Source organism: Burkholderia sp. MR1-5-21 (assembly GCF_053427715.1).
This window is the reverse complement of the sequence record NZ_JBSAXD010000025.1, coordinates 1-15,004: the sequence shown is the minus strand read 5'-3', so window position 1 is coordinate 15,004 and position 15,004 is coordinate 1. Positions and strand designations below refer to the sequence as shown.

General features: G+C 65.2%; 12 protein-coding genes and 2 pseudogenes. 4 read left to right on the top strand and 10 right to left on the bottom strand.

All coding sequences use genetic code 11. The features are described 5' to 3' along the window. Nucleotides 1-322: 322 nt before the first annotated feature. Nucleotides 323-1,021: pseudogene (locus ACV229_RS28615) on the bottom strand (highly repetitive protein); the annotation flags it as partial. Between the two features lie 16 nt (nucleotides 1,022-1,037). On the opposite strand from ACV229_RS28615, the gene ACV229_RS28610 reads away from it, so the two are divergent. From ACV229_RS28610 to ACV229_RS28600, 3 genes and pseudogenes are all read left to right on the top strand, one after another. Further along, nucleotides 1,038-2,318 (top strand): collagen-like triple helix repeat-containing protein, encoded by a 1,281-nt coding sequence (locus ACV229_RS28610; RefSeq protein ID WP_448086440.1) that lies wholly within the window; start codon nucleotides 1,038-1,040, stop codon nucleotides 2,316-2,318. Nucleotides 2,319-2,421: 103 nt separating this feature from the next. Beyond that, nucleotides 2,422-3,705: an isoprenylcysteine carboxylmethyltransferase family protein gene (locus ACV229_RS28605; RefSeq protein ID WP_448086439.1), complete on the top strand. Its 1,284-nt coding sequence runs from the start codon at nucleotides 2,422-2,424 to the stop codon at nucleotides 3,703-3,705. A 646-nt stretch (nucleotides 3,706-4,351) separates the two neighbouring features. Beyond that, a pseudogene (locus tag ACV229_RS28600) lies at nucleotides 4,352-4,915 on the top strand (histone acetyltransferase); the annotation flags it as partial. A gap of 11 nt (nucleotides 4,916-4,926) precedes the next feature. On the opposite strand, the gene ACV229_RS28595 reads toward ACV229_RS28600, so the two are convergent. The 5 genes from ACV229_RS28595 to ACV229_RS28575 form a co-directional block, all read right to left on the bottom strand. Continuing rightward, nucleotides 4,927-6,150: a porin gene (locus tag ACV229_RS28595; protein WP_448086438.1), complete on the bottom strand. Its 1,224-nt coding sequence runs from the start codon at nucleotides 6,148-6,150 to the stop codon at nucleotides 4,927-4,929. Nucleotides 6,151-6,214: 64 nt separating this feature from the next. Continuing rightward, nucleotides 6,215-6,757, bottom strand: coding sequence for a hypothetical protein (locus tag ACV229_RS28590; RefSeq protein ID WP_448086437.1), 543 nt, complete (start codon nucleotides 6,755-6,757; stop codon nucleotides 6,215-6,217). 94 nt (nucleotides 6,758-6,851) lie between these two features. Continuing rightward, a complete protein-coding gene (locus ACV229_RS28585) occupies nucleotides 6,852-8,195 on the bottom strand; it encodes an MFS transporter (protein WP_448086436.1) in 1,344 nt (447 codons plus the stop codon). Nucleotides 8,196-8,295: 100 nt separating this feature from the next. After that, entirely contained in the window at nucleotides 8,296-8,655 is a 360-nt protein-coding gene (locus ACV229_RS28580; RefSeq protein WP_448086435.1) for a protocatechuate 3,4-dioxygenase, read from the bottom strand. Further along, entirely contained in the window at nucleotides 8,652-9,497 is an 846-nt protein-coding gene (locus ACV229_RS28575) for a gallate dioxygenase (protein WP_448086434.1), read from the bottom strand. Before ACV229_RS28575 ends, ACV229_RS28580 begins: the two co-directional genes overlap by 4 nt. Nucleotides 9,498-9,995: 498 nt before the next feature. Here ACV229_RS28575 and ACV229_RS28570 point away from each other — a divergent pair, with 498 nt between their 5' ends. After that, a complete protein-coding gene (locus ACV229_RS28570; RefSeq protein WP_448086433.1) occupies nucleotides 9,996-11,261 on the top strand; it encodes a LysR family transcriptional regulator in 1,266 nt (421 codons plus the stop codon). A 637-nt stretch (nucleotides 11,262-11,898) separates the two neighbouring features. On the opposite strand, the gene ACV229_RS28565 is transcribed toward ACV229_RS28570, so the two are convergent. The 4 genes from ACV229_RS28565 to ACV229_RS28550 form a co-directional block, all read right to left on the bottom strand. Continuing rightward, nucleotides 11,899-12,429, bottom strand: coding sequence for a hypothetical protein (locus ACV229_RS28565; RefSeq protein WP_448086432.1), 531 nt, complete (start codon nucleotides 12,427-12,429; stop codon nucleotides 11,899-11,901). Between the two features lie 100 nt (nucleotides 12,430-12,529). Next, a complete protein-coding gene (locus ACV229_RS28560) occupies nucleotides 12,530-12,781 on the bottom strand; it encodes a hypothetical protein (protein WP_448086431.1) in 252 nt (83 codons plus the stop codon). Then, the gene (locus ACV229_RS28555; RefSeq protein ID WP_448086430.1) at nucleotides 12,778-13,596 is read right to left on the bottom strand and encodes a hypothetical protein; all 819 of its coding nucleotides are present in this window, start codon (nucleotides 13,594-13,596) and stop codon (nucleotides 12,778-12,780) included. Before ACV229_RS28555 ends, ACV229_RS28560 begins: the two co-directional genes overlap by 4 nt. A 327-nt stretch (nucleotides 13,597-13,923) precedes the next feature. Next, nucleotides 13,924-15,004 (bottom strand): hypothetical protein (locus tag ACV229_RS28550; protein ID WP_448086429.1); only part of this gene is annotated, 1,081 nt, incomplete at its 5' end.

Below are 15,004 nucleotides of genomic sequence, written 5' to 3'. Positions count from 1 at the left end.
TACGTAACGTTCCGCCACGCGTTACGGCCGCTTGCGGGAACACTGCGTCGCATAGGGTGAACCCGACCGGTAAAAACGCCTTTATTCTGAACAAAAGACATCGAACTTCGCGCTTCCCGCGAGGAATACCACATCAATCGTGGGCAATCTTCCATGGCGCGGAAATTGCAGTGTTGGCCGGGACAAATTCAATCGTCGAGACCAACATGCAAAATTACTTCACAAAAACCACGCTCACCCTTGCCATTTCGTCACTGCTCGCGCTGTATGGCTGCGGCTCGGTCGATGGTCCGTCGGCCACGGCCGCCTCCATCAAGCCGAGCACGTCAGGGACGTCGGGAACGTCAGGTACATCGGGTACATCGGGTACCTCGGGTACATCGGGTACATCGGGTACATCGGGGTCTTCCGGAACGTCCGGCAGTTCGGGGACGTCCGGTAGTTCGGGGACGTCTGGAACTTCGGGCACGTCCGGTACTTCGGGCACGTCCGGTACTTCGGGCACTTCGTCCGGCACGTCTTCGGGCACTTCGTCCGGCACGTCTTCGGGCACCTCGTCCGGCACGTCTTCGGGCACCTCGTCCGGCACGTCTTCGGGCACCTCGTCCGGCACGTCTTCGGGCACCTCATCCGGCACGTCTTCGGGCACCTCGTCCGGCACGTCTTCGGGCACCTCGTCCGGCACGTCTTCGGGCACTTCGTCCGGCACGTCTTCGGGCACCTCGTCCGGCACGTCTTCGGGCACCTCGTCCGGCACGTCTTCCGGTACATCGTCAGGCACGTCCTCGGGCACCTCGTCCGGTACGTCCTCCGGTACATCGTCCGGTACGTCCTCGGGCACGTCCTCCGGCACGTCTTCGGGCACATCCTCCGGCACCTCCGGCTCGACCCCGCTCGGCAGCATCCTCCAGCAGACCGGCAACCTCGTCACGTCGCTCGGCACGACCGTCGCGACCGGCGGCTCGCAAGTCGGCGGCGCGTCCAGCAACCCGGCGGCGACGAGTGTCGGCAATGCGGTCACGAGCCTCGGCAATGGCGTGCAGTCGCTCGGCAACGGCGTCGCGGCCGGCCTCGGCTCGATCGGCGTGTCGCCGAATCCGCTCAGCCCGACGCTGACCTCGACGACCGGCCTGCTGAGCGGCGCAGGCGGCGCCGTCAGCAACCTCGGCAACGCGGTCACGAGCGCCGGCAGCGGCCCGCTGGCGCCGCTCGCCCCGGTCACGACGACCGTCGGCGGTCTCGTCAACACGGTCGGCAACGTGATCAGCACCGCGGCGTCGGGCCTGAACACGACGTTGAGCAGCACCCCGATCCAGAACCTCGGCACGCAGGTCGGCACGCTGATCAACCCGATCACGAACACGCTGACGGGCGGCGTCCAGAACCCGGGCACGTCGCAGAACGTCGGGACCACGACCGGCGTCGGCACCCCGGTCGGCAACCTGCTGACCACGATCGGCAACGGCCTGGGCACGGCCGGCTCGACGGTCGGCAGTTCGACGGGCAATCCGGCCGGCACCTCCGCCGGCAACGTCGTCACGCAACTCGGCAACACGGTGACGAGCGTCGGCGGCCTGCTCGGCGGCAATACGGGCAGTTCCAGCAGCGGCACGAGCGGCAGCAACCCGCTCGCCCCGGTGACCAACCTGCTCGGCACGCTCGGTTCGGTCGGCAGCACCAGCGGTACGACCGGCACCAGCGGCACCAGCCCGCTCGCACCCGTCACCAACCTGCTCGGCACGCTCGGTTCGGTCGGCAGCACCAGCGGTACGACCGGCACCAGCGGCACCAGCCCGCTCGCACCCGTCACCAACCTGCTCGGCACGCTCGGTTCGGTCGGCAGCACGAGCGGCACGACCGGCACCGGCACCACCAACCCGCTCGCGCCGGTCACGAACCTGGTCAACTCGCTCGGCTCGATCGGCGGGACGACCGGCACCGGCGGCACCGGCAGCACCAGCCCGCTCGCGCCGGTCACGAACCTCGTCAACACGCTGACGCCGATCGGCGCGAGCCTCACCGGCACGGCCACGTCGCCCGGCGGCAGCAACGTGACGGGCAACCTGACCGGCGCGCTGACGAACGGCCCGGTCGGCACGCTCGCCGGCTCGCTGACGTCGCCTGCCGGCACCACCGGCGCAGGCGTGACCACGAGCCCGAGCGGCGCAACCGGCACGGTGACGACGCCGTCCGGCAGCGGCACCGTCACGGGCGGCCTGACCGGCAGCTCGAACGGCGGCACGGCGGGCGCGACGAACCTGCTCGCGCCGGTGACGAACCTGGTCGGCGGCCTGCTCGGCGGCGGCATCAAGAAGTAATCGACCGGCAAGGCCAGGCGGCCGGGCACACAACAAACCAACGCCCGGTCGCCAGCCGGCGCCGCCCGCGCGGCGGCGCCGGCCTCATCCATACGAGGACCACATGAACTCCACGCTCGAAGGCGTCGCCGTCGTCCAGGATCGGCCGCCCCGCTCCGCCACACCGTTCCGGGCCGGTCTGCTCGGGATCACCGCAGGCCTCTTCGCGCTGTGGATCACGCGCAACCAGCCGGCCCTCGACGCCGCCACGCGCGCGGTCATCGCAAGCCTCGCGATCATCGGCACGATCGCGCTGCACGAACTCTTCATCTCGCGCGTCTACCTGCGCGCGAGCGCCGGCCTGTCGCGGCAGGCCGTGCGTCCGCTGTCCGTCGCGCGCGTCGCGGTGCGGCTCGGCGCGCTCGCGTCGATCTACGCGGGCATCGGGATCCTGTACTGGCTGCTGCCCGAATATCACGGCGCGTTCTACCTGCCGTTCTGGTCGCTGCTGCGCTCGCTCGCGCCGTACGTGATCGTCGCCGCGCCCGTCTACTTCGCGTGGATGGATCGCCACCAGCGCGAGACCGACGACGCGTACCTGCTGTGGGGACGCTTCCTGTTCCGCGGCGAGAAGCCGGCGAGCTGGCAGCCCGTGCGCGAGACGCTCGCCGGGTGGATGGTGAAGGCGTTCTTCCTGCCGCTGATGACCGTGTACCTGTCGAAGGATGCCGACCACCTGAGCGCGTCGCTCGCCAACGCAATGCATGCGCCGATGTCGCTCGCGCTGTTCGTGTTCATGTACGACCTGTCGTTCACGATGGACCTGATGTTCGGCACCGTCGGCTATCTGTGCACGTTCCGCATCCTCGACAGCCACGTGCGCACCGTCGAGCCGACGACGCTCGGCTGGCTCGCGGCACTGATCTGCTACCAGCCGTTCTGGTCGCTGATCTCGAGCAACTACATCCACTACGAAGGCTCGATGTTCTGGGACAACTGGCTGCTGTCGGCGCCGGCGATCCGCGTGGCCTGGGGCGCGACGATCATCGCGCTGCTGCTGTGCTACGCGCTGTCGACGATCGCATTCGGCCTGCGCTTCTCGAACCTGACCCATCGCGGAATCATCACGTCGGGCCCGTACCGTTTCACGAAGCATCCGGCCTACATCACGAAGAACCTGTCGTACTGGATGGTCTCGGTGCCGTTCGTCGAGCCGCTCGGCTGGCAGGTCGCGCTCGCGCACTGCGCGGCGCTCGCCGCGGTCAACCTGATCTACTACCTGCGCGCGAAGACCGAGGAACGCCATCTGATGCGCGACCCCGACTATCGCGCGTACGCGGCATGGATCGCCGAGCACGGACTGTTTGCGCGGATCCGGCGCGTGTTCGGGCAGCAGCAGGCGGCCTGACGACGCGCGGGCGAGCCCGGGCCGCCCTGGCCTGGGCCACTTGGGCCACTTGGGCCACCTGAACCACCCGGGCCACCATCAAGCGACGGCGCGAGCTCGACGGTCGCCGCCAATACTGCGTCCGGCCGGGTGACACGCCCTTTGCCGGCATTCGCCAGCCCCTCCATCTCGAAAATCGGCCAGCTTGCGGCCAATTGTCGCGAAACGACGCGATTTACCGCTTTTCGTCGCCCTTCCCCGCCAGCCCGATTGCACGACTGACCGGGCTCGCGTATGGTTCTGGCCGTCCGCATGCGCGACGCACCGGCCGAAACACCGAACGAAACACGCGCCGCGCCGCCACGGACACCCGACCGTCGTCCCGCACGACGGCCGTGCGGGCGCTGCCCGCCGTTCGCCGTCTCCGCGACGCCGCCCGCCGGCGCCGCGCGTTCATGAGGAAAGAGGCGTGATGCACAAAGTCCTGATCCTGATTGCGCTCTGCGTAGCGGGCCTCGCCGCGATCGCCGCCGGCTTCCAGCGCATCCCCAGCTGATGCGCGGCCCCGGCTCGCTTGTCGAGCCTGGGGGCCGCGCCACCCCGCACCACCCGTTTCCCGCCGCCATGACCCGACCATTCGACACGCTCGACACGATCCCCTTTTGCCATGCGCATCGACGTACAGCATTGCCAGCACACCATCGACGATGAACTGGATAGCCTCCACGCCCGTCTCCATCGGCCCGGCGACCGCCTGCACGGGCTGCCGGCCGTCCCGCTCGGCACGACGGGCCTGATCGTCCGCCACCGCGAGGCGGACGGCGAATACTTCCTTTACGTCGAGGATCCCGCGACCCGGCAGCTCGCGGGCAGCACGGTGTTCAACCGGCTGCCGGAAATTCCCCGCCGCGCGGACCGCTACCTGCGCGCGCCGCATTCCCGGTTCCGTTCGTCCCATCAGCGCCGCGGGCTCGCGACCGCGCTGTACCGCTGGAGCCTCGACGCGGGGCTGTGCCTGATCAGCGGCGCGCGGCAGTCGGTCGGCGCCGCGCACCTGTGGACGGCGCTCGCGCGGGACTACCGGCACGGGTTCGCCGATGTCGAAGGGCGCACGCTGCGCTATCTCGGCGAGCAGGTGCCGGACGACGTGCACGGCGCGCTGCATACGCGCCGCCTGCTGCTCGGCCGCGGCTGGACGATGGCGGACTTCGCGCAGGCGACCGGGATGACGGATGGGCCCCATCAGAACCGATGCACGATGCCGGCCCCGAACGCGACCTGGCTGCGCGATGACGACGGCGTCGAGTTGAAGCCGTCGCCGATCGTCGCGGTCGCTTCGATGATGCTGCCCGCGCCGTTCGTGCCGAGCGTCTGGCCGTTCGCGCGCTGAAAGGCTTCGAGCGCATAGAGCCCCGTGCGTTTCGACAATGCGTAGTACTGCGACAGGTTGAACTGCTGGTACTGCGCGCTGTGCCGGATGCCGTTCGCCTGCGTCGCGCGCGTGTAGCTGTAGCCCGCGGCGAGATCCCACACCGACGCGGGCTTCCAGTGCAGCACGACGCCGCCCGTGTTGAAGATTGCCGTGTCGGTGAACTTCGACGCCGCGCCCGGAATGTACTGGACGTTCGAATAGGTCGCGGTGATGTCCCACGCGTCGTTGAACTGGTAGCCGCCGCCGACCGCGAAACGCTGCTGCGCGCGTGCCGTCTGGTAGCCGTTGGTCAGCGCGGACACGCCGATCTGGCTGCCGCCGTTCGTCGTCGTCGAGTCCGCTCCCCATGCGCCGCCCGACGTATTCGAATTGTTGATCCGCGAGAAGCCGACCGCGAGGCCGACGGGGCCCATCGCGTACTGGACCGCCGCCGCCCACGTCGAGCCCTGGTTGACGCTGCCCGGCACGCCGCCGAGCGAATACGAGCCGCTGACCGTGACGCCGTACAGCTTCGGCGACGTATAGACGATCGTGTTGTTCGCGCGATAGATCGTGTCGAGCCCGTCGATGTCGCCCGGATGCGCGCCGTAGAAACCGGTGATCCACGTCGTCGGGCTGTACGGCGACAGCAGCTGGTAATACGACGCGTACTGGCGCCCGGCCGTCAGCGTGCCGTACGCCGGATTCGCCATGCCGACCCACGCCTGCCGGCCGAACATCGCGTTCGTGTACTGCTGCGCGCCGGTGCCGGAATTGAAGCCCGATTCGAGCTGGAAGATCGCCTTCGTGCCGCCGCCGAGGTCCTCCGATCCCTTCAGCCCGAAGCGGCTGCCGGCCCAGACGCCCGGCGTTATCTTGACCACCGACTTGCCGCCCGTCGTCGAGCCGAGCGACGTCTGGCTGCTCTGGTAGGCGATCCCGTTGTCGACGATCCCGTACAACGTGACGCTGCTCTGCGCGAACGCGGGCATCGCGCTTGCGGCCGCGAGCCCGATCAGTGCAGCTTCGATGCGTTTCGACGTCCTTGTTGTCATGCTGCGTGTCTCCTGTGTGAATTCGAATTGTTGTGGCGCGACGCGAATCGCCGGCCGCCGCGCGTCACGCACCGGCCGGGCGCAGCATCCGCCGGACCGTCAGCGCGAGCGGCACGGTGAAGAAGAAGTGCGACATGAACCCGCCGACGATCACGACCGGGTCCAGATAGTTCGGGTGGTTGTCCGATGCGATCGAGATCGCGACATGCATCGCGATCCACGCGATCACCGCATAGAACAGCGCGACGAACGTCGCCTCGAAGCCACGGCGGCGGAACCAAGGCCAGATCGCGGCAAACAGCACGCCCCAACCGAGCGCGAACACGAAGTGAATGCCGGTGCCGACCACATATGCCCAGATGCCGAGCGCATCCTGCACGCCCTTGCCGAACACGAGCCCCGTCGCGTTGCGCGGAATGCCGGCGAGCGGCATCAGGTGCTGCGCACCGACCCAGACGATCGCCTCGTACACCCAGATCGTTATCGCACCGATCAGGCCGCCCGTCAGGCCCGCGCGGATCGTGTCCGCCCGCGCCGGCGTATCGGCATCGCGGGATGCCGACCCGTTGCCGAGACCGTTACCGCTCGCCGTGTAATTGCCGTTCATGCTGCTCTCCTCCGTATCGTCCCGGTCGCTCTCGACCTTCATCCGTACTACGAATCGATTACTGTGCTGCAACTTGTTCCGAACCCGGCGCGAATCAGGCATCCGCGACCGGCGTCGAGATGAACCGCAGCGCGAGCCGGTTCATCATGATCGCGAACGCGGCGACGACGGCCGGCACCGCGAGCACCGAGAACACCGTCGAGAAACTGAACCCGAGCGACAGCAGCACGCCGCCGACGAGCGAACCGAGGATCCCGCCGAACCGGCCGATCCCGAGCATCCAGCTCACGCCGGTCGCACGGGCACGGGTCGGGTAGCAGGTCGGCGCGAGCGCATTCAGGCCCGTTTGCGCGCCGCTCATGCAGAACCCCGCGCACGCGACGAGCACCGGCAGCAGCCCCGACCGAAGCGACCCCATCCCCAGCGCGAAAATGAACACGCCGCCGAGCAGGTATGCGGTGCCGATCACCGCGTTGCGGTCCATCCGGTCCATCGCGTAGCCGACCGCGACTGCGCCCACGGTACCGCCGAGCTGGAACATCCCGGTGATCGCGGCCGCGCGTTCGACCGGCAGGCCCGCGTCCTTGATCAGCGTCGGCAGCCAGCCCGTCAGCAGGTAGATGATCAGCAGTCCCATGAAGTACGTGACCCACAGCATCGCGGTGCTCAGCGCATAGCCGTCGGCGAACAGCATCCGCACCGGCGCCTTTGCCGCGACGGCCGGCTCCGGCGACGTGAAGCGCACGCCCGCATCGAACGTGTGACGGCACACGCGGCCGAGCGTCGCCGTGATGCGCTCGACTGCCGCATGGCGCACGAGCAGCAGGCGGGCCGATTCGGGCAGCAGCCACAACAGCAGCGGCACGCTGACGACCGGCAGGATGCCGCCGAACAGGAACACCGCGCGCCAGCCGAAATGCGGGATCAGCGACGCGGCGACGAAGCCGCCCGCGCCGGAGCCGAAGTTGAAGCCCGTGAACATGATCGTCAGCAGCAGCGAGCGGCTGCGCGACGGCACGTATTCGGACAGCAGCGTCGTCGAGTTCGGCATCGCGGCGCCGAGACCGAGCCCCGTCAGGAAGCGCAGCACGACGAGCTGCGCGGGCGATGCGGCGAATGCGCACGCGATGCTGAACGCGCCGAAGCAGAACACCGAGCCGATCAAGACGACCTTGCGCCCGACGCGGTCCGCAGCCGGCCCTGCGACCAGCGCGCCGATCGCGAGCCCGACCATCGCCGCGCTCATCACCGGGCCGAACGCCGCGCGGCTCACGCTCCAGTCGTGCATGATGACCGGCGCGACGAAGCCCATCACCGCTGTGTCGAGGCCGTCCATCGTGACGATCCAGAAGCACAGGACCAGCACGAGCCACTGATAGGCGGACATCCTGCGTGCGTCGATGAACGCCTTGATGTCGACCGGATCCGTTGGTTTCATCATTGTCTCCAGAAAAAATGTTCCCCCGCCCCGTCGCCTGTCGGCGGCGGGGTCGTTGTCGGTTTGGATGGGGTGACGCGAAGGGTGGCGTCTACACGGGCTACACGGCGTCGGGCACCCGGCGCGTCTTCAGGAACGCTTCGAGCGTTTCGCCACGCATGCTCGCGTACATGCCGAGGTTCGTGATCTTCACGACGCGCGCGAACTTCTCCAGCACGAAGAAGCAGACGCCGTAGCGGATCAGGCCGAGCCAGTCGGTGTCGTCGACGAGGCGGCGCTCGTCGGCGGTGAGGCGCGCCGCGTCATACGCGGCCTGGCGGTCGGACAGCCACAGCTCGCGCGCCTGTGGGCGGCGCATCTCCCAGAAGAAGCGGTTCAGCCGCATCGCCTTGATGCTCTGGCGGATGTCGAACGGATAGGTGCCGTCCAGCGCTTCGATGCCGATCAGTTGAGGATTCATCGCGCGGCCTCCTCTTCGTACACCGTCACCGCCATCGCGGTGCTCGTCGCGAGGTAGTAGCTGCGATGGACTTCGCGGACCGCCGGACCGAGCGCGCCGCGCATCGCGAGCCACATGATCGTCTCGACGCTTTCCGCGCCGCCGAGCCGCACGTAGTCGACGTGCTTCATCGCCGCGAGCCGTTCGGGGTCGTGCACGATCAGGTCGAGGAACGTCATGTCCCAGTCGGTGTTGTTGAAGCCGCTGCGTTCGCCATGCACCTGATGCGACAGGCCGCCCGTGCCGACCACGACGACGTCGAGATCCTCGTCGAACGACTCGATCGCGCGGCGCAGCGCCTGGCCGAGCCGGTAGCAGCGGTTGGCGGTCGGCAGCGGATACTGCAGCACGTTCACCTCGAACGGCACGATCGCGCACGGCCAGCCGTCGTGATGCGGCAGCATCAGCGACAGCGGCGAATTGCAGCCGTGGTCGAGCGGCTTGTCCTGGAAGATCGTCAGGTCGAATTCGTCGGCCACCAGTTGCTCGGCGAGATGGATCGCGAGTTCCGGATGGCCCGCGATGTCGGGCAGCGGACGCTTGCCGGCGCCTTCGTCCGCGAATTCGTGCTGCGGCGACACGCCGAGCGCGAACGTCGGATAGCAGTCGAAGAAGAAGCTGTTCGCGTGATCGTTGTAGAACATCACCATCACGTCCGGCTTGCGCTCGGCAAGCCATGCCGCCACCGGTTCGTAGCCCTTGAAGAGCGGCGCCCAGGCGGGCTCGTTCTGCTTGCCCTTGTCGTACGCCAGTCCGATCGTCGGCACATGCGACGTGCCGATGCCACCTACCAATCTTGCCATGTCGAATCCTTCGGTTGCGTCAGACCGTTCCGCCGGCGCGCATGCCGGTCGCGGTCGTCATGGATCGGACGATAGCGGAGCGGGCCGGCCGGCCGGAAGTACGGGTAAACCGTAGACGGCGCGACGGATGTCGTGCCGGATCGCCGGATGCGCGGCGTGCGCCGTCCGCTCAGCCGCGCCACGCGGGCGTCTCGCGGCCGGCCCACGATGCATGCCGCCGTTGCATGCGCCGCCGGCCCGCTCATCCCCGATAAATAAATCAGATACCAATAGAACGAACTCGCAATCCGCGCGCCGGCCGTGGCCGGAAACGCGATGCACCGCTATACTCCGTGCGAAAGCGGTGGCGCCTGAGGGCGTCCGCGAGGCACGGTACGGCGTGCCGGCCGTGCACGCGCGAGAAGGAAAAGGCATGCACCGGCCGGTCGTCGCGCAGCGCCGATGCGCGTCCCGCGTTCTTCACCCGTTGCCTGCGCGCACCGCGCGCCCGACTCGACCGTGACCCGACCCGACCTTCTGAACCTCGCCCACCTCCGCACCTTCCGGCTCGTCGCGTCGGCCGGCAGCGCGACGCGCGCCGCGGACAGGCTCTATCGCGCGCAATCGGCCGTCACGCGGTCGATCCAGGAACTCGAAACGGCGATCGGCGAACCGCTGTTCGAACGCAAGCCGTCGGGCATGCTGCCGACGCCGGTCGGCCGCACGGTCCTGGAGCGCTGCGAGCGGATCTTCGGCGAACTCGAGGAGCTCGCGCAGTGGTGCGCGGCGCGGCAGACGCGCCGGCGCGCACCGGCCGACAGCGCGGTGCCCGCGTACCTGCTGAACACGCGCCGCCTGCAATTGTTCGTCGCGCTCGTGCGGCACAAGCACATGCCGACCGCGGCCGCGATGTTCGGGATCAGCCAGCCGGCCGTCAGCAGCGCGATCCGCGTGCTCGAGAGCGGCGCGGGGCTCACGCTGTTTCACCGTGGTCCGCGCGGGATCCTGCTGACGCCCGAGGGCGAGACGTTCTCGCTGCACGTGCGGCGCGCGCTCAACGAGCTGCGCCACGTGCCCGACGACATCGCCGCGTTGCACGGCAACATCCAGGGCGCGGTGACGGTCGGCGCGCTGCCGCTCGGCCGCACGCTGATCCTGCCGAAGGCGATCGCGCGGCTCAGCGCGCGGCATCCGGGCGTGCGGGTCGCGACCGACGAAAGCGCGTACGAGACGCTGGTGGCCGGCGTGCGCGCGGGCGACGTGGATTTCGTCCTCGGCGCGCTGCGCGAGCACGATGCGGCGAGCGGGCTCGTCAACGAGCGGCTGATGTCCGACGACATGGTCGTGCTTGCGCGGCCCGATCACCCGCTCGCCCGCGCGCGCGGCCTGACGGTCGCCGACCTGCGTCACCTGCAGTGGATCGTGCCGCGCAGCCACGCGCCTGCGCGCGGCCTGTTCGAAGCGCAATTCCGGCGCTTGAAGATGAAGCCGCCGATGCCGACCGTCGAAACGGCCGATCTCGCGGTGATTCGCGGGCTGCTGCTCGGCACCGACATGATCGCGGTGCTGTCCGCGCAGCAGCTGCACGTCGAATGCGCGTCGGGACAGCTCGCAGTGCTCGACGTCGCGCTGCACAACACGCGCCGCGACATCGGCCTGACGACGCGCGCAAGCGGCACGCCGTCGCCGGCGGCGCGCGCGCTGATCGACGCGATCCGGCTGGCGGTGACGGATGTGGAAAGGGAGATGAAGGGCGGTGTGGTCCACTCGGCCGTCGGGTCCTGACGGGCCGTTCCCCAAGGTTGAAATGGCGCGAAGAAATCAGGCAGGTCAGCATCCTGCTTCGAGACGGACAGCTAATCATCACCCCTCTCCCTGCCATGCCTTAAACAACAAACCCGGCTTCCGCCGGGTTTGTTGTTTCATGCCCCAGGCTCTCATTTGAACCACGGCCCGAATCTCTTCGGGTCGTCGCTCAACATTCCTGCATTGTGCAACGGCTTCGGCAAGTACCTCACAAACACCATGAACTGAATAACAATTACTGGAAGCCCAACTCCAAAGACAGAAACACCATCGCTCCAGCCAAACAGCTTTCTGCAAATACCGATCACCACAACCGTGTTGCAGCCAGCCCCGAACCCAGACGCCAAACAAATCACAAACCAGATTTGGAGCGTCGCGTATAGTCTGCGCCAGTTCACTTCTTATCCCCCACTGCCTGCCGCACGTCATTGACTACTACAGCCCCCTTTGAACCAACACCAAGAAGCAATGCCCCCTATGTCGTGCCATACGGCCAAGGCTGCTTAATGAAGGGGAGCAATTTCACGTTGTCGACGCGTGGAACCGTAACACCAAACATCGAAACGGGACGATTGAGACCATCGGCAACACCAATGTTTAACGGAACCGGCGCCCTCTATGCCAGTACTGCGGCACCGAAGTTCAGCCCATCATAGGCAACATTTCCCCAGCCAGCAGGCAACACCTGATTGAAACCCCAACGCAAAGGATTATCGCCAGGAGCATTCACGCCGTTATAGCGGTTGTACAGGCCACTGCCACCCTCGACCACTTCGCTCATCCCGAAAGCCGCCATCCAACCACCCACCGTACAACCAAGACCTGTCGTGCAAAGCCCAGCCCCTGTCTTCGCCGTCACGCCCCCAACGACCATCTTGGCAGCATCCTTTGCCACGCCGACTGGATCAGTCTTGAGCGCATCACCAACTTTCTGCAACGGTGTATATTCAAACAACCCAACTTCCTTCTGCTGGTTTACCCAATCCAGTTGCGGCTTCAATTGCGATGCATCGACCTCGCTCACGAAATTCTTGATCCGTGCCTCGCTCCCCTCCGGATACTCCGCCCAGCACTCCCCCCCGATCACCACTACCGCATCGCCAACAGAGAAATGACCGAACAGGAGATTCAGGACCGCATCCGCCACGACGAACAACTCGCCGCTGAACGACTGCCTCGCCAGCGACGCCGTTCGAAGCGCGCTTAAATACCAAGCCCGGCAACAGCCGGGCTCGTCGTTTCAAACTCTAGCGACCTGATCTCTTCTTTTCGTAAAACCAGATCAACGTCCCAATCAACAAACTGGACACCACTACGAATACCGCCAACCTGCCTACTCGATCCCACGTCGGCAATTGATATGGTATGTCGTCAAACAGCCAGAGCACTGCAGGGCCGGCGGCAAGTTCCGAGATAGCAACGCCAATCCCCATAATAAGGAACCAAAGCAGCACGTTGTATATCCAGCGAAACCATTCAAAGCTGGTCTTCGGTTTCATTTCTTCCCGGCTCCGTCAAGCCCGTTCTGTACAGTGGCGCCCGCTTTCTCTTGCACCACTCCCCCAACTGCACCACCTGCCCATGACGGAATTGGACTCATGGGAACATACTTCGAGATACCCATACCGATATCCTGCCACTCCTGCCGATACCAAGGATTCAACACGTCATTGAGCTTGCCCTCAACTTTGGACCCAAGCGGATATCCAATCACAGTCCCTACCGCCGCGCCTCCCATAGCCGAATTCGGGTTCTGGCCTTGCAATGCCGAACCGGTCAACGCGCTTCCGATTCCCATCATGAACACCGGAACAAACTTCATCCCCGTCGATGCCGCTCCCGTCGTAGCCGCCAGCGCAAAGCTCGTCCAATCAAACGGCTGATTGCCCGTAAGTTGTACTCCGCCATTCGTTATCAGACCAACTGCCGCACCAATACCCATCATGCTGGCCGGAGCCAACGAACCACCCGTCACCAACCCAAGCCCCATCATCCCCGCACCCGCCAGCGTCGTTCCCACCGGATCTTTCTTCATGTTCAACGTCACCAGTTCGTTATACGTCTGCCCTTGGCCCAACTGCTGCTGCCCTCGGTCATACGCACCCTGATTCGGCTTGATGTACTGGCCGTTGTAATCGTGATTCGCATACTGCGGATCGTTCTTGTAACCGTCGCAGTTCAAATTCTGGCAACCCACGATTCTCCGAATCTCGTAGTCATGCTTGCCGCCTGATGCCTCCGCAGTCTGTTTGTCCGAGTTACGCAGTATCTCGGCAACAATGCGACTCTCCGCCTGCTCCACGCTGATTCCCAACTTCTCCGCTACGATCTTCGCGTCCTTCTTGGCCCACGCGTATTCATCAGGATGGAGTTGGCGATTGAACCGAACCCGGTCATAGCAGGGTTCATTGCTATCGCGAATGCCTCTTTAACAGCACAATTCCAACAATGGCGACCGCCGACAGTGTTCCTTTTATCACAACACTTTTATAATTGACCATACCAAAAATGTTTTCGAAATTTATTTTATACAGGCAGCCAGGCACAAATACGCAATGAAAGCAAAGCCCCAGAATCCAAATAGCAAGCAATCCTAAAACGCATATTATCCACACACCAATAGATGCAACCACCCATCTCATCATTTTTTCTGCTCGCTGAATTTCGGGATATTTTTAACAGCCGAACCAGTAATTTCTTGGCTCACCCCACCGGCAGTAGTGCCGAGCACCACACCAGAAGTGTTCGGCCTGAAGAGATTCCATCCACTACTGGACCAGACGCCCGGCGTTGACCAATTCGGGGTATTGATAGTTGGCTTGATGGCATTGCCAACCCAAGACTCGCCAACTTTTCCAATACCATAACCCACCGTGCTAAATAAGCCGCTCGTAGCACCAGCCCCAATCACACTGTCATTCTTCCCCTGCAAAACATTATTCAGCGCAGTCGTCGTTGACCCACCAATCGTATTCACAAATACGTTCCAGCCTAACCCACCATAAGAACCAGCCGCACCTGTCGCGAACGCACCGGCCACATCAACCGGGTTGACTTTTCCATCCTTGTAGTATTGCGCGCCCGCATTGATCCCTGCACTGATTGCTCCCGTCCCAACCGGTGACGCCAACGCCCCCGAACCCAACACCCCGCCGGTACCAAATATCGGCGCCCCCGGCAACGCCGCAATCGGCCCGCCGACTGCGATCCCTGCCGACCCCACTGCCGCCCCTAGCGTGAGCTTCCCGTACATGTCTTGGTATGCCTGGTCCCGGCCCGCCGAGTTCACAATCGCCTGACCTGCCGGTACGTTCATACCAACACCATTCGGGTAGTACTTCGCGTACATCTCCACATTCGCCCTCTGCTCCGGCGTCGCATAGAACATGTACCCCGGACCGCTATTGCCATCGGCCGGCAGCATGCCGTGAGCCTGACTCAGGAAGTCACTCGCACGTTGATTCCACGTTCCCGACGAGCCGCTCTGCACTTGCAAATTAGCCTGCGTCGTGAGTTCGCTATGCGCCTGTTCAAGTGTCAAACCGTATTTCTTCGCATACGCCGCTTCCTTTTCATTGATCCACTTCTTCTCTTCAGGATGCAACTGCCGATTGAACCGATCAACGTTGTACCCCGAAAACGCCCCCGCATCACCGCCCACCGCTCCTCCGGCCCCCGTCGCGATCACGTTCGCGATGATGTTGCCGAGCGCCTGGTTCATA